General features: G+C 72.8%; 21 protein-coding genes. 20 read left to right on the top strand and 1 reads right to left on the bottom strand.

The features are described 5' to 3' along the window. The first annotated feature begins 174 nt into the window (after positions 1-174). From hisD to CG719_RS17545, 9 genes are all read left to right on the top strand, one after another. A complete protein-coding gene (gene hisD, locus CG719_RS17580) occupies positions 175-1,518 on the top strand; it encodes a histidinol dehydrogenase (protein ID WP_100569598.1) in 1,344 nt (447 codons plus the stop codon). Next, on the top strand, positions 1,515-2,630 hold the full coding sequence (locus tag CG719_RS17575) for a histidinol-phosphate transaminase (RefSeq protein ID WP_100569597.1): 1,116 nt from the start codon (positions 1,515-1,517) through the stop codon (positions 2,628-2,630). Before hisD ends, CG719_RS17575 begins: the two co-directional genes overlap by 4 nt. Further along, positions 2,627-3,229 carry an imidazoleglycerol-phosphate dehydratase HisB gene (gene hisB / locus CG719_RS17570; protein WP_100569596.1) on the top strand — a complete coding sequence of 201 codons (603 nt, stop codon included), beginning with the start codon at positions 2,627-2,629 and terminating at the stop codon, positions 3,227-3,229. The genes CG719_RS17575 and hisB overlap by 4 nt, the downstream gene beginning before the upstream one ends. Positions 3,230-3,350: 121 nt before the next feature. Continuing rightward, positions 3,351-3,515, top strand: coding sequence for a hypothetical protein (locus CG719_RS35835; RefSeq protein WP_199836676.1), 165 nt, complete (start codon positions 3,351-3,353; stop codon positions 3,513-3,515). Beyond that, positions 3,506-4,156 (top strand): imidazole glycerol phosphate synthase subunit HisH, encoded by a 651-nt coding sequence (gene hisH, locus CG719_RS17565; protein ID WP_376492910.1) that lies wholly within the window; start codon positions 3,506-3,508, stop codon positions 4,154-4,156. Before CG719_RS35835 ends, hisH begins: the two co-directional genes overlap by 10 nt. A 4-nt stretch (positions 4,157-4,160) precedes the next feature. Then, positions 4,161-4,886: a bifunctional 1-(5-phosphoribosyl)-5-((5-phosphoribosylamino)methylideneamino)imidazole-4-carboxamide isomerase/phosphoribosylanthranilate isomerase PriA gene (gene priA / locus CG719_RS17560; protein WP_100569594.1), complete on the top strand. Its 726-nt coding sequence runs from the start codon at positions 4,161-4,163 to the stop codon at positions 4,884-4,886. Next, entirely contained in the window at positions 4,883-5,287 is a 405-nt protein-coding gene (locus CG719_RS17555) for a RidA family protein (protein WP_100569593.1), read from the top strand. The genes priA and CG719_RS17555 overlap by 4 nt, the downstream gene beginning before the upstream one ends. Next, the gene (hisF, locus tag CG719_RS17550) at positions 5,284-6,039 is read left to right on the top strand and encodes an imidazole glycerol phosphate synthase subunit HisF (protein WP_100569592.1); all 756 of its coding nucleotides are present in this window, start codon (positions 5,284-5,286) and stop codon (positions 6,037-6,039) included. Before CG719_RS17555 ends, hisF begins: the two co-directional genes overlap by 4 nt. Before the next feature lie 94 nt (positions 6,040-6,133). Beyond that, on the top strand, positions 6,134-7,390 hold the full coding sequence (locus CG719_RS17545; protein ID WP_234375625.1) for an MFS transporter: 1,257 nt from the start codon (positions 6,134-6,136) through the stop codon (positions 7,388-7,390). Positions 7,391-7,411: 21 nt separating this feature from the next. On the opposite strand, the gene CG719_RS17540 is transcribed toward CG719_RS17545, so the two are convergent. After that, the gene (locus tag CG719_RS17540; RefSeq protein ID WP_100569590.1) at positions 7,412-8,047 is read right to left on the bottom strand and encodes a TIGR03085 family metal-binding protein; all 636 of its coding nucleotides are present in this window, start codon (positions 8,045-8,047) and stop codon (positions 7,412-7,414) included. Between the two features lie 164 nt (positions 8,048-8,211). Here CG719_RS17540 and hisI point away from each other — a divergent pair, with 164 nt between their 5' ends. The 11 genes from hisI to lgt all read left to right on the top strand — a co-directional run bounded on the left by hisI (position 8,212) and on the right by lgt (position 17,328). Beyond that, positions 8,212-8,631, top strand: coding sequence for a phosphoribosyl-AMP cyclohydrolase (gene hisI, locus CG719_RS17535; protein ID WP_100569642.1), 420 nt, complete (start codon positions 8,212-8,214; stop codon positions 8,629-8,631). A gap of 11 nt (positions 8,632-8,642) precedes the next feature. Continuing rightward, positions 8,643-10,133, top strand: coding sequence for an anthranilate synthase component I (locus tag CG719_RS17530; protein WP_100569589.1), 1,491 nt, complete (start codon positions 8,643-8,645; stop codon positions 10,131-10,133). Between the two features lie 61 nt (positions 10,134-10,194). Then, positions 10,195-10,839, top strand: a complete 645-nt coding sequence (locus CG719_RS17525; RefSeq protein WP_100569588.1) for a TIGR02234 family membrane protein — start codon at positions 10,195-10,197, stop codon at positions 10,837-10,839. Between the two features lie 142 nt (positions 10,840-10,981). Beyond that, positions 10,982-11,227: an HGxxPAAW family protein gene (locus CG719_RS17520; RefSeq protein WP_100569587.1), complete on the top strand. Its 246-nt coding sequence runs from the start codon at positions 10,982-10,984 to the stop codon at positions 11,225-11,227. 91 nt (positions 11,228-11,318) lie between these two features. After that, positions 11,319-11,819, top strand: coding sequence for a DUF2752 domain-containing protein (locus CG719_RS17515; protein WP_100569586.1), 501 nt, complete (start codon positions 11,319-11,321; stop codon positions 11,817-11,819). Between the two features lie 177 nt (positions 11,820-11,996). After that, a complete protein-coding gene (gene trpC / locus CG719_RS17510; RefSeq protein ID WP_100569585.1) occupies positions 11,997-12,806 on the top strand; it encodes an indole-3-glycerol phosphate synthase TrpC in 810 nt (269 codons plus the stop codon). Between the two features lie 48 nt (positions 12,807-12,854). Then, a complete protein-coding gene (trpM, locus tag CG719_RS17505) occupies positions 12,855-13,043 on the top strand; it encodes a tryptophan biosynthesis modulator TrpM (protein WP_100569584.1) in 189 nt (62 codons plus the stop codon). A 210-nt stretch (positions 13,044-13,253) separates the two neighbouring features. Beyond that, positions 13,254-14,537, top strand: a complete 1,284-nt coding sequence (gene trpB / locus CG719_RS17500) for a tryptophan synthase subunit beta (RefSeq protein ID WP_100569583.1) — start codon at positions 13,254-13,256, stop codon at positions 14,535-14,537. Next, positions 14,534-15,370, top strand: a complete 837-nt coding sequence (trpA, locus tag CG719_RS17495; RefSeq protein ID WP_100569582.1) for a tryptophan synthase subunit alpha — start codon at positions 14,534-14,536, stop codon at positions 15,368-15,370. The genes trpB and trpA overlap by 4 nt, the downstream gene beginning before the upstream one ends. An 89-nt stretch (positions 15,371-15,459) precedes the next feature. Further along, positions 15,460-16,236: a DsbA family protein gene (locus tag CG719_RS17490; protein WP_100569581.1), complete on the top strand. Its 777-nt coding sequence runs from the start codon at positions 15,460-15,462 to the stop codon at positions 16,234-16,236. Between the two features lie 84 nt (positions 16,237-16,320). After that, positions 16,321-17,328 carry a prolipoprotein diacylglyceryl transferase gene (gene lgt, locus CG719_RS17485; RefSeq protein ID WP_100569580.1) on the top strand — a complete coding sequence of 336 codons (1,008 nt, stop codon included), beginning with the start codon at positions 16,321-16,323 and terminating at the stop codon, positions 17,326-17,328. The last annotated feature ends 1 nt before the right edge of the window (position 17,329 follow it).

Genomic DNA, 17,329 nt, shown 5'->3' with positions numbered 1-17,329 from the left:
CTGCTCGCGGGATGACTACGCTTCGTACAACCGGTCATGCCCGATCGGTGACGCTCTGAACACGAAATGTGAGCGGCTCCTTCCGTGCCCCGCACCAGCCACCGACACGGCGGTCCGTATCAGTCACTGATACGGACGGACAGTGTCCGCGCGCGGTCTGAGAGAATTGACACCGTGATCTCCCGAATCGATCTGCGCGGCGACGCCCTCCCCGAGGGCCCCGCCCTGCGCGACCTGCTGCCCCGAGCCGACTTCGACGTCTCGGCCGCCCTGGAGAAGGTGCGTCCGATCTGCGAGGCCGTGCATCATCGTGGCGACGCGGCGCTGATCGACTTCGCCGAGCGGTTCGACGGCGTGCGGCTTGAGTCGGTGCGGGTTCCCGCCCAGGCACTCAAGGACGCGCTGGAGCAGCTCGACCCGGCCGTGCGCGCGGCGCTGGAGGAGTCCGTCCGGCGCGCCCGGCTCGTCCACCGCGAGCAGCGCCGCGCCACGCACACCACCCAGGTGGTGCCCGGCGGCTCGGTGACCGAGAAGTGGGTGCCGGTCGAGCGCGTCGGGCTGTACGCGCCGGGCGGCCGGTCGGTCTACCCGTCCTCCGTGGTCATGAACGTCGTGCCCGCGCAGGAGGCCGGCGTGGAGTCGATCGCGCTCGCCTCCCCGCCGCAGGCCCCCGCTTTTGAAAATGATCCAGCCGGCGGGCTGCCGCACCCGACGATCCTCGCCGCCTGCGCCCTGCTGGGCGTCGACGAGGTGTACGCGGCCGGCGGCGCCCACGCCGTCGCGATGTTCGCTTACGGCACCGAGTCCTGCCCGCCCGCGAACATGGTCACCGGCCCCGGCAACATCTGGGTCGCCGCCGCCAAGCGCTACTTCACCGGCAGGATCGGCATCGACACCGAGGCCGGCCCCACCGAGATCGCGATCCTCGCGGACGCCGGCGCCGACCCGGTGCACGTCGCGTCCGACCTGATCAGCCAGGCCGAGCACGACCCGCTGGCCGCCGCCGTCCTGGTCACCGACTCCGCGGAGCTCGCGGACGCGGTCGAGAAGGAGCTGGAGCCGCAGGTCGCGGCGACCAAGCACATCGAGGACCGGATCCGCCCGGCCCTGTCCGGCAAGCAGTCCGCGATCGTCCTGGTCGACGGCATCGACGCGGGCCTGAGGGTGGTCGACGCCTACGGCGCCGAGCACCTGGAGATCCAGACGGCCGACGCGGCCGCGGTCGCCGACCGGGTGCGCAACGCCGGCGCGGTCTTCGTCGGCCCCTGGGCGCCGGTCTCGCTCGGCGACTACGCGGCCGGGTCCAACCACGTGCTGCCGACCGGCGGCTGCGCCTGCCACTCCTCGGGCCTGTCCGTCCAGTCCTTCCTGCGCGGCATCCACATCGTGGACTACACCGAGGACGCCCTCGCCGAGGTCGCCCACCACGTGGTGACGCTGGCGGAGGCGGAGGACCTGCCCGCGCACGGCGCGGCGATCAAGGCGAGGTTCGGCTGGAAGGTACCGACGAGCAAGTGAGCTTCGGAATCGACGATCTTCCCGTACGGGACGAGCTGCGCGGCAAGTCCCCCTACGGCGCGCCCCAGCTGGACGTCCCCGTACGGCTGAACACCAACGAGAACCCCTACCCGCTGCCCGAGCCGCTGGTCGAGCGGATCACCGAGCGGGTGCGCGAGGCGGCCCGCCACCTCAACCGCTATCCCGACCGGGACGCGGTGGAGCTGCGTACCGAGCTCGCCGCGTACCTGACGAGGACGGGCGGCCACCGTGTCGGCGTCGAGAACGTCTGGGCGGCCAACGGCTCCAACGAGGTCATCCAGCAGCTGCTGCAGACCTTCGGCGGTCCGGGCCGTACCGCGATCGGCTTCGAGCCCTCGTACTCCATGCACGCGCTCATCGCGCGCGGCACGGGCACGGGCTGGATCTCCGGGCCGCGCCGCGAGGACTTCACGATCGACCTCGCCGCCGCCGAGCGGGCGATCGCGGAGCACCGACCGGACGTCGTCTTCGTCACCACCCCCAACAACCCCACCGGCAACGCGGTGCCGCCGTCGACGGTCCTCGCGCTGTACGAGGCGGCGCAGGCGGCCAAGCCGTCCATGGTGGTCGTGGACGAGGCGTACATCGAGTTCAGCCACGGCGCCTCGCTGCTGCCGCTGCTCCAGGACCGGCCGCACCTGGTCGTCTCCCGCACCATGTCCAAGGCGTTCGGCGCCGCCGGACTGCGCCTCGGCTACCTCGCGGCGCACCCGGCGGTGGTGGACGCCGTGCAGCTGGTCCGGCTGCCGTACCACCTCTCGGCGATCACCCAGGCGACGGCGCTGGCCGCCCTGGAGCACACCGACACGCTGCTCGGCTATGTCGAGCAGCTGAAGGCCGAACGGGACCGGCTCGTCGGCGAACTGCGCGCGATCGGCTACGACGTGGTCGAGTCGGACGCCAACTTCATCCAGTTCGGGCGGTTCGAGGACGCCCACGCCGCCTGGCGGCGGATCCTGGACCGGGGCGTCCTGGTCCGGGACAACGGCGTACCGGGGTGGCTGCGGGTCACCGCCGGAACGCCCCAGGAGAACGACGCGTTCCTCGACGCGGTACGGGAACTGAAGAAGGAACAGGAGCAGAGCGGATGACTCGCGAGGGACGCGTCGGCAGGGTCGAGCGCACCACCAAGGAGACCTCGGTCCTGGTCGAGATCGGCCTCGACGGCACCGGCAGGACCGACATCGCCACCGGCGTCGGCTTCTACGACCACATGCTCGACCAGCTCGGCCGGCACGGTCTGTTCGACCTGACCGTGAAGACCGACGGCGATCTGCACATCGACTCCCACCACACCATCGAGGACACCGCCCTCGCGCTGGGCGCCGCCTTCAAGCAGGCGCTCGGCGACAAGGTGGGCATCTACCGCTTCGGCAACTGCACGGTCCCGCTGGACGAGTCGCTCGCCCAGGTCACCGTCGACCTGTCCGGCCGCCCGTACCTCGTGCACACCGAGCCCGAGAACATGGCGCCGATGATCGGCGAGTACGACACCACGATGACCCGCCACATCCTGGAGTCCTTCGTCGCCCAGGCGCAGATCGCGCTGCACGTGCACGTGCCCTACGGGCGCAACGCGCACCACATCGTGGAGTGCCAGTTCAAGGCCCTGGCCCGGGCGCTGCGGTACGCGTCCGAGCGCGACACGCGCGCGGCCGGCATCATCCCCTCCACGAAGGGCGCGCTGTGAGCGACGCACGCGCGGCCGCCGGGCCGCAGACGACTGGGGGCACCTCCCAGGCCGTCAAGGCACTGGGGGAGACGCCCGCGCCTCTGCGCCGCGCGGGCGGAGAAGCGAACGGAGGGGCACTGTGACCGGCCTGTCGACCCTGCTGATCGTTGTCGGGCTGTTCCTGCTCGGCGGCATCATCTCCTTCGTCAAGCAGCAGATGCCGAAGAGCCTCATCGTGCTGCTGTCCATCGGCGCGGCGATGTGCCTCGTCGCGGGCGTGATGCGGCTGGGGGTGTGGAGTTGAGCACCGGTACGAAAAAGGTGGTGGTCCTCGACTACGGCTTCGGCAACGTCCGTTCGGCCGAGCGGGCCCTCGCCCGCGCGGGAGCCGACGTCGAGATCACCCGCGACTACGACGCGGCGATGAACGCCGACGGTCTGCTGGTGCCCGGCGTGGGCGCCTTCGCCGCCTGCATGCGCGGACTCAAGGACGTGCGCGGCGACTGGATCATCGACCGCCGGCTGTCCGGCGGGCGCCCGGTCATGGGCGTCTGCGTCGGCATGCAGGTCCTCTTCGCGCGCGGCATCGAGCACGGGGTGGAGGCCGAGGGCCTGGACGAGTGGCCCGGCACGGTCGAGCCGCTTCAGGCGGACGTCGTGCCCCACATGGGCTGGAACACCGTGCAGGCGCCGGCCGGCTCGGAGCTGTTCGCCGGCCTGGACGAGGACGCCCGCTTCTACTTCGTGCACTCCTACGCCGTCCACGACTGGCAGCTGGAGACCCACAACCCGGCGCTGCGCGCCCCCAGGGTGACCTGGGCGACGCACGGCAAGCCCTTCGTGGCCGCCGTGGAGAACGCCGCACTGTGGGCCACCCAGTTCCACCCCGAGAAGTCCGGCGACGCCGGAGCGCAGCTGCTCACCAACTGGATCGGAACCCTGTAGAGACATGGCCAAGCTCGAACTCCTCCCCGCCGTCGACGTCCGCGACGGCCAGGCCGTGCGCCTCGTGCACGGCGAGTCCGGCACGGAGACCTCCTACGGCTCCCCGCTGGAGGCCGCCCTGACCTGGCAGCGCGCGGGCGCCGAGTGGCTGCACCTGGTGGACCTGGACGCCGCGTTCGGCACCGGCGACAACCGCGAGCTGATCTCCGAGGTCGCCCGCGCCATGGACATCAAGGTGGAGCTGTCCGGCGGCATCCGCGACGACGACACCCTCGCCGCCGCCCTGGCCACCGGCTGCACCCGCGTGAACCTGGGCACCGCCGCCCTGGAGTCCCCCGAGTGGGTCGCCAAGGTCATCGGCCAGTACGGCGACCGGATCGCGGTCGGCCTGGACGTGCGGGGCACCACGCTGCGCGGCCGCGGCTGGACCCGCGACGGCGGCGACCTGTACGAGACGCTGGAGCGCCTCGACAAGGAGGGCTGCGCGCGCTACGTCGTCACCGACATCGCCAAGGACGGCACCCTCCAGGGCCCCAACCTGGAGCTGCTGAAGAACGTCTGCGCGGCCACCGACCGCCCGGTGGTGGCGTCGGGCGGCGTCTCCTCGCTCGACGACCTGCGGGCGCTGGCCGGCCTCGTGCCGCTCGGTGTCGAGGGTGCCATTGTCGGGAAGGCCCTGTATGCGAAGGCGTTCACCCTGGAAGAGGCCTTGGAGGCAGTGGCGTCATGACGTCGGAAGCCGTACGGCGCGTGCAGAGCGGAAGCCTTTGGGAAGAGACGTTCGGTTACGCGCGCGCCGTCGCGGCGGGTGACCGGGTCCTGGTGGCCGGCACGACGGCCTTCAAGGGCCCCGTGCTGTACGGGGAGGGCGATCCGTACGAGCAGGCGAAGATCGCGTTCACCAGCGCGCTGGAAGCGATCACCGAGTTCGGGCTGGGCCCGGACGCGGTGGTCCGCACCCGGATGTACCTGACCCATCTGCGGGACGTGGACGAGGTGGGCAGGGCCCACAAGGAACTGTTCGACTCGGTGCGTCCGGTCTCGACCCTGCTGGTGGTCGAGGGCTTCGTGGATCCGCGCATCCTGGTCGAGATCGAGCTAGAGGCATACAGAGGAGCCGTGGATTCATGACCCTGGCGGTCCGAGTCATCCCCTGCCTGGACGTGGACGGCGGCCGGGTGGTCAAGGGCGTCAACTTCCAGAACCTGCGCGACGCCGGCGACCCCGTCGAGATGGCCAAGGTGTACGACGCCGAGGGCGCCGACGAGTTGACGTTCCTGGACATCACCGCGTCCTCGGGCGACCGGGAGACGACGTACGACGTGGTGCGCCGCACCGCCGAGCAGGTGTTCATCCCGCTGACGGTGGGAGGCGGCGTCCGCACCACCGAGGACGTGGACAAACTGCTGCGGGCGGGCGCGGACAAGGTGGGCGTCAACACGGCCGCGATCGCCCGCCCGGACCTCATCCGGGAGATCGCCGAGCGCTTCGGCCGTCAGGTGCTGGTCCTGTCGGTGGACGCCCGCCGCACCCCCTCCGGGAGCTTCGAGGTGACCACCCACGGCGGCCGCCGGGGCACCGGCATCGACGCGGTGGAGTGGGCGCACCGGGCGGCGGAGCTGGGCGCGGGCGAGATCCTGCTCAACTCGATGGACGCGGACGGCACGAAGGACGGCTACGACCTGGAGATGATCGCGGCCGTCCGCAAGCACGTGACGGTACCGGTGATCGCCTCGGGCGGCGCCGGCCGGCTCGCCGACTTCGCCCCGGCCGTCACGGCGGGCGCGGACGCGGTCCTGGCCGCCTCGGTCTTCCACTTCGGCGACCTGCGCATCGGCCAGGTCAAGGATGCCCTGCGCGGAGCGGGCCACCCCGTCAGGTAGGCGCGAGGCAAGGCCCCGGCCGGTTCCGGCCGGGGCCTTCTCGCAGGTTGCACCTGTACGGATTCCCGTTCCGCGTCTGAGAGAGGCCACCCACGTGACCACCGTCTCCGCGGCATCCGCAGAGGCACTCGCCGTCGAGCGTCCCGCCCACCGTGACGGCAACGTCCTGCGGTGGCTCGGTGCCTACACCGCCTCGATGGTGGGCGACAACGTCTACTACCTCGCCCTGTCCTGGGCGGCGGTCCAAGCCGGGTCGCCCGCGCAGGCCGGAGTGGTGATGGCGGTCAGCGCGCTGCCCAGGGCCCTTTTGATGCTGGGCGGGGGAGTGATCGCCGACCGGCTCGGGCCGCGCAGGGTCGTCATCGGCAGCGACGTCGTGCGGTGCGCCTCCGTGCTCGGCGTGGCGGCGCTGCTGTGGCTCGCCGGTCCCGGCCTGTGGCCGCTGGCCGTGCTCGCCCTGGTCTTCGGCGCCGTGGACGCCGTGTTCATGCCCGCCGTGGGCGCCCTGCCCGCGCGCCTGACGAGCCGGGGCCAGCTCGCGCGCGTGCAGGGCATGCGCGGGCTGGCGATCCGCTTCGCGAGCGTCGTCGGCGCCCCGCTCGGCGGTCTCGGCGTCGCCCTCGGGGGCGCCGCCGCGGCGTTCGGGTTCGCCGGACTGCTGATCGCCGTGTCCGTGCCGCTGCTGGTCTCCGTGCGGATGAGGGACCTGCCGCCGGACGACACCGCAGGCGCCGGCGACTCCACCGCCTGGCGGGACCTGGTGGGCGGCCTTCGGTACATCCGCCACCACCGCGTCCTCGCCCCGTTGATGCTGGCCATCGCCTTGGGCGACCTCGGCTTCGTCGGCCCGCTCAACGTGGGCCTGGCCCTGCTGGCGGACCAGCGCGGCTGGGGCGCCTCCGGCATGGGCTGGGTGCTGGCCGGGTTCAGTATCGGGGCCGGCGCCGTCTCCCTGCTGCTCACCGTCCGGGGACGGCTGCCCCGTGCGGGGAGCCTGGCCGGCTGCTCGATCTTCGTCGGCTCCGCGGCCGTGGGCGCCCTCGCTTACGTACCGAACGTCCTCGGCGCCGCCGGGGTGGCCGTGCTCGTCGGCCTCCTCACCGGGCTCAGCGGCGCCCTGTGCGGCGCGCTGCTGCAGACCCAGTCCGAACCCGCCTACCTCGGACGCGTCACCGCCGTCGCCGGTCTGGCCAGCCTGGGTCTCGCCCCGCTCGGCATGCCGCTGTCGGCCGCCGCGATCGGGGCCTGGGGGACCGGCCCGGTGTTCGTCGCCAGCGCGGCGGTGTGCGCCCTGGGCGGGGTCGTCGCCCTGGCCGCCCCCGCCCTGCGCCGCGCCGAACTGCCGCACTGAACCCCGCCGGAGCGGCGGGGTTCAGAGCCCGAGCTGCTTGGTCTCCGTCAGCTTCGCGATCGCGTCCTGGTCGCCGGCCTTCTCGACCCGGGCCGCGTTCTGCCGGCCGAACGCGAACAGCAGCAGCTCCGACGGCTCGCCCGTCACCGTCACCACCGGCGTGCCCCGGTGCGCGACGGCCGTGCGGCCGTCGGGGCGGCGCAGGACCAGACCGGTGGGGATGCCCCGGCCCAGCAGCCGGGCGGTGCGCTCCAGCCGGGACCACAGGGTCTCCTGGAAGACCGGGTCAAGCTCGCGCGGCGACCAGTCGGGCTGGGCGCGGCGCACGTCCTCGGTGTGGACGTAGAACTCGACGGTGTTGGCCGCCTCGTCGAGCTGCTTGAGCTGGAAGGGTGAGAAGCGCGGCGGTCCGGTACGGATCAGCTGGATCAGCTCCTCGTACGGCTTGGCCGCGTACTCCTCCAGCACCTTCTGGAGGCGCGGCGCCAGCGGCTTGATCAGCACGCCGCCGGCCGCGTCTGGACGCCGCTCGCGCACCACCACGTGCGCCGCCAGATCACGGGTGAGCCACCCCTCGCAGAGGGTCGGCGCCTCAGGACCGGCGGTCTCCAAGAGGTCGGCGAGAAGGAGCCGTTCACGCTTGGCAAAGGTCGACATGTGGTCAGCCTACGACCACGTAGCGCGTCCGCCCACCCGTCGACCGGCCGCGCCACACCGACGAGGCACCCCCCGCAGGCGCCCCGCGGCACCCCCTCGTACCGGGGCGCCCACCCACTGGAACGCGGCCCCGGCCCGCGGTCCCGCGCGGCACAATGGCACCCATGAGCAGCACGCCCGGCACTCCCGCCCGTCACCACGGTGGTCCATCCAGCAGCCTCGATCAGGAGATCGCCCGCCGCCTCAAGCGCAGCGCCGACGGGCTCCTGCCCGCCATCGCCCAGCAGTACGACACCGGCGAGGTACTGATGCTCGGCTGGATGGACGACGAGGCGCTGCACCGCACGCTGACCACCGGCCGCTGCACCTACTGGTCGCGCAGCCGCGGGGAGTACTGGGTCAAGGGAGACACCTCCGGACACGTGCAGCACGTCAAGTCCGTCGCCCTGGACTGCGACGCCGACACCGTGCTGGTCAAGGTCGACCAGGTGGGCGCCGCCTGCCACACCGGCGACCGCACCTGCTTCGACGCCGACGTCCTGCTGAAGGACGCCGGTTCCGGCGCGGGCACCGAAGGTCAGTAGGGTCAGCCGCCATGGACCTCGAGACGTTCCGCAAGCTCGCCACCGACCGACGCGTCATCCCGGTCACCCGCAAGCTCCTCGCCGACGGCGACACCCCGGTCGGGCTCTACCGCAAGCTCGCCGCCGAACGCCCCGGCACCTTCCTGCTGGAGTCCGCGGAGAACGGTAGATCCTGGTCCCGATACTCCTTCGTCGGCGTCCGCAGCGCCGCCACCCTCACCGAGCGCGACGGCCAGGCCCACTGGCTCGGCACCCCGCCGGTCGGCGTCCCCGCCGAGGGCGACCCGCTCGCCGCCCTGCGCACCACCGTCGAAACCCTGCACACCCCCCGCGACCTCGCCCACGACCTGGGCCTGCCGCCCTTCACCGGCGGCATGGTCGGCTACCTCGGCTACGACATCGTGCGCCGCCTGGAGAAGATCGGCCCCGGCGAACGAGACGACCTGCGCCTCCCCGAGCTGACCATGCTGCTCACCTCCGATCTCGCGGTCCTCGACCACTGGGACGGCACGGTCCTGCTGATCGCCAACGCGATCAACCACAACGACCTGGACACCGGCGTCGACGAGGCGTACGCCGACGCGGTGGCCCGCCTGGACGCCATGGAGGCGGACCTGTCCCGCCCGGTCGCCCAGCCGCCCGCCGCGCTGCCGGCCTCCGAACTGCCCGAGTACACCGCGCTGTGGGGCGGCGAGGACTTCCGGGCGGCGGTGGATGACGTCAAGGAGCGCATCCGCGCGGGCGAGGCCTTCCAGGTCGTCCCCTCGCAGCGCTTCGAGACGCCGTGCACGGCGAGCGCGCTGGACGTCTACCGGGTGCTCAGGGCCACCAACCCCTCGCCGTACATGTACCTGTTCCGGTTCGACGGATTCGACGTCGTCGGATCCAGCCCGGAGGCCCTGGTCAAGGTCGAGGACGGGCGGGCCATGGTCCACCCCATCGCCGGCACCCGGCCGCGCGGCGCCACCCCGCAGCAGGACCAGGCCCTCGCCGAGGAACTGCTCGCCGACCCCAAGGAGCGCGCCGAGCACCTGATGCTCGTCGACCTCGGGCGCAACGACCTGGGCCGGGTCTGTGAGCCCGGCTCCGTCGAGGTCGTCGACTTCATGTCCGTCGAGCGGTACTCGCACGTCATGCACATCGTCTCCACCGTGACCGGACGGGTCGCGGCGGGCCGCACCGCCTTCGACGTGCTGACCGCCTGCTTCCCGGCCGGCACCCTCTCGGGCGCGCCGAAGCCGCGGGCCATGCAGATCATCGACGAACTCGAGCCGTCCCGGCGGGGGTTGTACGGCGGCTGCGTGGGCTATCTGGACTTCGCCGGAGACTCCGACACCGCCATCGCCATCCGCACCGCCCTGCTGCGCGACGGCACCGCCTACGTCCAGGCGGGCGCCGGAATCGTCGCCGACTCCGACCCGGTGGCCGAGGATACCGAGTGCCGCAACAAGGCGGCGGCCGTGCTGCGGGCCGTGCACACCGCGAACCGGCTGGGACAATAGGGCGTTTCTCACGTCCGCCACATGAACCCCGGATGACGCCACACCCGCGGTCCGAGCGATAGTGGAGTACGTGACTGCCCTACCTCACCCCCGTTCCGAAGCCGCCCCCGCCCGGTCCGGCCGCCGCAGCCTCGCCGTCGCCCTGCTCTGCGGCGCGCTCGGCGCGGCCGTGGCGCTGCTCGCCACCCGGCAGCGCTGGGCGGAGGGCACCGCGACGGTGGCCGGCGGAGCCTTCCCGCTGACCGCCAGGGGCAGCGAGGTCACGGGCGTGCCCGCCGCGCTCGCCATAGTGGGCCTGGCCGCGCTCGTCGCCGTCTTCGCCGTCCGCCGCTCCGGCCGCGTCCTGGTCGCCGTGCTGCTCGCGCTCTCCGGCGCGGGCACGGTCGCCGCCGCCCTGCTCGGCGCCACCGGCGACGGCGCCCTCGACGAGAAGGCCGCCCAGGTCTCCGGCGACACCGCCGCGACCGCCGCCGCGCTCAGCCACACCGGCTGGCCCTACGTCGCGGCCGCCGGCGGGGTGCTGCTGCTCCTGGCCGGACTGCTCGCCCTGCGCTACGGCCGCCTGTGGCCCGCCATGTCCGGCCGCTACGAGCGCTCCGGCGCCCCCCGCTCCCGCGCGGCCCGCCCGGTCGACCCCGACCGCCCCGAGGACCTGTGGAAGGCCCTGGACCGCGGCGAGGACCCGACCGGCTCCGGACCCGCCTGACCGGACCGGCCGGGGCGCACGTCCCGTCCGCACCCGAACGGCGGTCGCGAGGAGCCACCCCCGCTCACGACGTGTGCGCGCGTGCGGGACAATGGAGCCGAGCGTCCGGCTCAGACAAGAACACAGCAACGAGGAGCAAGTCATGGCGGGCAGCAGCCACGGTCACACCCCGGCCGCCTGGACCGGTGTCATCATCGCCTTCATCGGTTTCTGCGTCGCGGGCGCCTTCATGGTGATGGCCCAGCCGGTCGGCTTCTGGGTCGGCATCGGGATCGTGCTGGCGGGCGGCGTCGTCGGCGCCACCATGCGCATGATGGGCCTCGGCCAGAAGAACGAGCACCCGGTGCACCAGGTCGGCCCGCGTGAGACGGCCCGCGCCGAGAGCTGAGGTCCGCGCGGGGCGGACCCGTACGATCCGACAGCCCCAGGGGCGGCCCGGTGCCGCCCCTCGCGCGCGTGCGCGTCCGCTCCGGGGCACAATGCGAGGCGTGAACCCCGACAGCCAGAGGGTGACGCACGACCGGACGCCCGTACCCCGCCCCCGGCACAGCCCGGACGCCACCGCCGTCCCCTCGCACGCGACCGCCGTGCTCAGGCGGCTCGCGGTCCCCGCCGGGGTGCTGGCCGCCGTCGCCGGCGCCTTCGCCTACGTCGGGGCCGTGGACCCCAACCAGCCCGGCCACTACCCGGTCTGCCCCCTGCTGCGCTACGCAGGTGTCTACTGCCCGGGCTGCGGCGGGCTGCGCAGCGCCCACGCCTTCGTCCACGGGGACTTCGCAACGGCCCTGCACGACAACGCCCTGGCCGTGACGGGCTATCTGGTCTTCGCCGTGGCCTGGACGCTGTGGGCCCTGCGCGCCGCGCGGGGACGGCCGCCGCGTCCCGTGCTCGGGCCGGCGCACCTGTGGGGCCTCGGGGCCCTGGTGCTGGCATTCACCGTTGTCCGGAACCTGCCGTTCGGTGGTCGGCTGCATCCTTGATCGGGCACGGTATGTCCAGGTAGTGGGACCGCCGTCCACCGGATGCGGGGTCGGCGCCCGCCTCCGGATACCATCGCAAGTACCACCGGTCCCGCCCGCCTGATCGGTTTCACGGCGGGCCGCCGGAGGCCGCAAGACCCGCTGGAACAGTCCACCGCCCGGAAGGGGGCCGCTCGCGTGAGTGTGCTCGACGAGATCATCGACGGAGTCCGTGCCGACCTTTCGGAGCGGCAGGCGCGCGTCAGCCTCGACGAGCTCAAGGAGCGCGCGGCGAAGGCACCCGCGGCCAAGGACGGCGTCGCCGCGCTGCGCGGCGAGGGCGTCAAGGTCATCTGCGAGGTCAAGCGCTCCAGCCCGTCCAAGGGCGCGCTGGCCGCGATCGCCGACCCGGCCGGGCTCGCCGCGGACTACGAGGCGGGCGGCGCCTCCGTCATCTCGGTGCTGACCGAGCAGCGCCGCTTCGGCGGCTCGCTGGCCGACCTGGAGGCGGTCCGCGCGCGCGTGGACATCCCGGTCCTGCGCAAGGACTTCATCGTCACCTCGTACCAGCTGTGGGAAGCCCGGGCCCACGGCGCCGACCTCGCCCTGCTGATCGTCGCCGCCCTGGACCAGCCGGCCCTGGAGTCGCTGATCGAGCGCGCGGTGTCCATCGGACTCACCCCGCTCGTCGAGGTCCACGACGAGGACGAGGTCGAGCGCGCGGTGGACGCGGGCGCCAAGGTGATCGGCGTCAACGCGCGCAACCTGAAGACCCTCGAGGTCGACCGCGGCACGTTCGAGCGGGTGGCTCCGGAGATCCCGGACGGCCTCGTCAAGATCGCCGAGTCCGGGGTGCGCGGCCCGCACGACCTCATCGCCTACGCCAACGCCGGCGCCGACGCGGTCCTGGTCGGCGAGTCCCTCGTCACCGGCCGAGACCCGAAGACGGCGGTCGCCGACCTGGTGGCGGCCGGGGCGCACCCCGCGCTGCGGCACGGGCGGAGCTGAGCACCGGCCGCTCACCCGAGCGGCCGTACGCCGGTAGAGTGTGCCCCGATGACCCTCCCGATCGCCGAACCCGCCAGGGACCCGTACGCCCGCCTCGCGCGAGGCTGCCGGCCCCGGGGCTGCCGCGCGCCCGCACGCCGTGTGCACGGCCGCAGGGTGCGGTACGTCATCGGCGACGAACCGGGCCAGGTCAACGGCATGCGATGGCGTCGCCCGCGTGCGCGCCACCAGCGGTGAGCTGAGCCGCGTCGTCCGGTCCGAGGCCGGTCGCCCGGTCCTGGCCGCTCCCGGCCCCGGCCGCCGTACCGCGACCGCGGTCCGGCCGCCGGCCCAGTGGCCCGCCCGCCGGCACCCGTGCCCGCACACCCGCGGCACGGCACGCGCACGCGACCACCGTGACCCTCAGACCGACCGATCCCGGGGCAGACGCCCCTGTGAGGTATCCGCATGCCCAGCGAGTTCTTCATTCCCGACCCGGAGGGCCAGGTGCCGAGCGCCGAGGGCTACTTCGGCGCGTTCGGCGGCAAGTTCATCCCGGAGGCGCTCGTCGCCGCCGTGGACGAGGTCGCCGTCGAGTACGACAAGGCCAAGGCCGACCCCGAGTTCGCCCGCGAGCTCGACGACCTGCTCGCCCACTACACCGGCCGCCCCAGCGCCCTCACCGAGGTGCCCCGCTTCGCCGAGCACGCCGGCGGCGCCCGCGTGTTCCTCAAGCGCGAGGACCTCAACCACACCGGCTCCCACAAGATCAACAACGTGCTCGGGCAGGCCCTGCTCACCCGGCGGATGGGCAAGACCCGGGTGATCGCCGAGACCGGCGCCGGACAGCACGGCGTCGCGACCGCCACCGCCTGCGCCCTCTTCGGCCTCCAGTGCACGATCTACATGGGTGAGATCGACACGAAGCGGCAGGCCCTGAACGTGGCCCGGATGCGCATGCTCGGCGCCGAGGTCGTCGCCGTGAAGTCCGGCAGCCGCACCCTCAAGGACGCCATCAACGAGGCGTTCCGCGACTGGGTCGCCAACGTCGACCGCACCCACTACCTGTTCGGGACCGTCGCCGGACCGCACCCCTTCCCGGCCATGGTCCGCGACTTCCACCGGGTCATCGGCGTCGAGGCGCGCCGCCAGCTCCTCGAGCGTGCCGGGCGCCTGCCCGACGCAGCCGTCGCCTGTGTCGGCGGCGGCTCCAACGCCATCGGCCTCTTCCACGCCTTCATCCCGGACAGCGGGGTCCGCCTCATCGGGTGCGAGCCCGCCGGGCTCGGCGTCGAAACCGGCGAGCACGCGGCCACCCTGACCGCGGGCGAGCCCGGCATCCTGCACGGCTCGCGCTCCTACGTCCTCCAGGACGACGAGGGCCAGATCACCGAGCCGTACTCCATCTCCGCCGGCCTCGACTACCCCGGCATCGGCCCCGAGCACTCCTACCTCAAGGACTCCGGCCGCGGCGAGTACCGCGCGATCACCGACGACGCGGCCATGCAGGCGCTGCGCCTGCTGTCGCGGACCGAGGGCATCATCCCGGCGATCGAGAGCGCGCACGCGCTGGCCGGCGCCCTGGAAGTGGGCCGGGAACTGGGCGAGGACGGGCTGATCGTGGTCAACCTCTCCGGCCGCGGCGACAAGGACATGGACACCGCCGCCCGCTACTTCGGCCTGTACGACACCGACGCCCAGGTGGCCGCCGACGAAGCCGACACCGCCGAGATCGAGGGGGACGCCAAGTGAGCGGGACCGCAACGACCGGTGGCCAGGCCCGGCTGCTGGCCAACACCCTGGCCGCCGCCAAGGCGGAGGGCCGGTCCGCCCTCATCGCCTACCTGCCGGCCGGGTTCCCGACCGTGGACGGCGGCATCGAGGCGATCAAGGCCGTCTTCGACGGCGGCGCCGACGTCGTCGAGGTCGGACTGCCGCACAGCGACCCCGTCCTGGACGGCCCGGTCATCCAGACCGCGGACGACATCGCGCTGCGCGGCGGCGTCAGGATCGCGGACGTCATGCGGACGGTGAAGGAGGCCCACGCGGTCACCGGCAAGCCGGTGCTCGTCATGACGTACTGGAACCCCGTCGACCGCTACGGCGTCGAGCGGTTCACCGCCGAACTCGCCGCGGCGGGCGGCGCCGGCTGCATTCTGCCGGACCTGCCGGTCCAGGAGTCGGCCCTGTGGCGGGAGCACGCCGAGAAGCACGGCCTGGCGACGGTGTTCGTCGTCGCGCCCAGCAGCAGGGACGAGCGCCTCGCCGAGATCACCGCGGCCGGCTCCGGATTCGTCTACGCCGCCTCCCTGATGGGCGTCACCGGCACCCGTGAGTCGGTGGGCACACAGGCGCAGGACCTGGTGGAACGCACCCGGGCCACCGGCAGCGGCCTGCCCGTCTGCGTCGGCCTCGGCGTGTCCAGCCGCGCCCAGGCCGCCGAGGTCGCCGGCTTCGCCGACGGAGTGATCGTCGGTTCGGCCTTCGTCAAGCGGATGCTGGAGGCCCCGGACCCGGCGGCCGGCGTCGAGGCCGTCCGCGCTCTCGCGGGCGAGCTGGCGAGCGGGGTGCGCGGACAGGCGTAACGACGGCCGCGGCACATCCTTCGATCGCCCGAACGGGTGGTCCTGGCACCGGGGAGGCGCAATGCGCCTCCCCGGTTCGTTCAGGGGGTGTGAGCGAGAAGAACCATCAGGGAAAGCGCGGCGCCCGGGAGCGTCTGGCGGCCGAGCGCGAGAAGCAGAAGGCCACGGAGAGGCGGCGGCGGACGCTGATCGTGGCCGCGACCGTCGTCTGCGTCCTGGGCCTGGCGGCGGTGATCGGCGTGGTCGCCGCCAACTCCGGCAAGCACAAGAGCAGCAGCGCTGCCGGCCCGGTCGTGGCGCCCTCCGGCGCGCAGGGCAAGGACAGCCTGGCGATCCCGGTCGGCCAAGGCGGAGCCAGGTCGACGCTCACCGTGTGGGAGGACTTCCGCTGCCCGGCCTGCCAGGCCTTCGAGACGATGTACCGGCCGGTGATCCGCGAGCTGACCGACGCCGGCAAGCTCAGGGTCGAGTACCACCTGGTCAGACTGATCGACGGCAACCTCGGCGGCACCGGCTCCCTGCGCGCGGCCAACGCGGCGGCCTGCGCCCAGGACGCCGGCAAGTTCCCCGCCTACCACGACGTGCTCTACCAGCACCAGCCGCACGAGACCGACGACGCCTTCGCGGACAAAGACGAGCTCATCCGGCTCGCGGGCAAGGTGAGCGGCCTGAACACCCCGGCCTTCGACAAGTGCGTGCGCGACGGCACGCACGACAGCTGGGTCGACAAGTCCCACCAGGCCTTCCAGTCCGGCAACTTCTCGGGCACCCCGACCGTCCTGCTGAACGGGAAGAACATCCTCCAGGACCAGACGATGACCCCGGCGAAGCTGAAGCAGATGGTGGAAGCGGCCGCCAGCAAATGAGTGAGGCACGAGCCGCCCGTTATGGACCCGTAGCCGGGCCGCTTGCCGTGCCGCCGCACCGGCTGCGGTAGCGTCGACCCTGCCATGGAACTTGCCTACATTCCCAGCCCGTCGCGCGGTGTGCTGCACCTCGGTCCCATTCCGCTGCGCGGCTACGCCTTCAGCATCCTCGTCGGCCTCTTCGTCGCCCTCTGGATCGTCGACCGCCGGTGGGTCGCGCGTGGTGGCAAGAAGGGCACCGCCTGGGACATCGCCGTCTGGGCCGTCCCGTTCGGTCTGGTGGGCGGTCGCCTCTACCACGTGATCACCGACTACGAACTCTATTTCGGTGAAGGCCGGAACTGGGTCGACGCCTTCAAGGTCTGGCAAGGCGGACTCGGCATCTGGGGAGCCGTCGCGCTGGGCGCGCTCGGTGCCTGGGTCGGCTGCCGCCGCCGGGGCATCGCTCTGCCGCCGTACGCCGACGCCGTGGCCCCCGGACTGGCGATCGCGCAGGCGTTCGGGCGCTGGGGCAACTGGTTCAACCAGGAGCTGTACGGCCGGGAGACGCACGTTCCGTGGGCGCTGCGCATCACGTCCTCGGCGGACGGCCGCGTGCCGGGGTACTACCACCCGACGTTCCTGTACGAGTCGCTGTGGTGCGTCGGTGTCGCGCTGCTGGTGATCTGGGCCGACCGCCGGTTCAAGCTGGGTCATGGACGGGCGTTCGCGCTGTACGTCGCCGCGTACTGCGCGGGCCGGTTCTGGATCGAGTACATGCGGGTCGACGAGGCCCACCACATCCTGGGCCTGCGGCTGAACAACTGGACCGCGTTGATCCTCTTCCTCGCGGCCGTGGCCTACATGATCGTCTCGGCCCGGCTCCGGCCAGGCCGCGAGGAGACGGTCGAGCCGGACCTGCAGTCCGCCGAGGAGAGCGCCACGACCGAGGCCGGGACGGACGCCGAGGGCGAGAAGCCCGCGCGGGAGCGGGGCTCGGACGACGCGCAGGACACCGAGGACGCGCGCGCGGCCGCCGACGCGTCCCCCGACGGCCAGGACGGCGCGGCCGACAGTGGGAAGGACGGGGCCGAGACGGTTCGCAAGAACTGAC

It is taken from the genome of Streptomyces sp. CB01373, assembly GCF_002803075.1.
Classification (GTDB): domain Bacteria; phylum Actinomycetota; class Actinomycetes; order Streptomycetales; family Streptomycetaceae; genus Streptomyces.
This window is presented reverse-complemented; position numbering and strand designations above follow the sequence as displayed.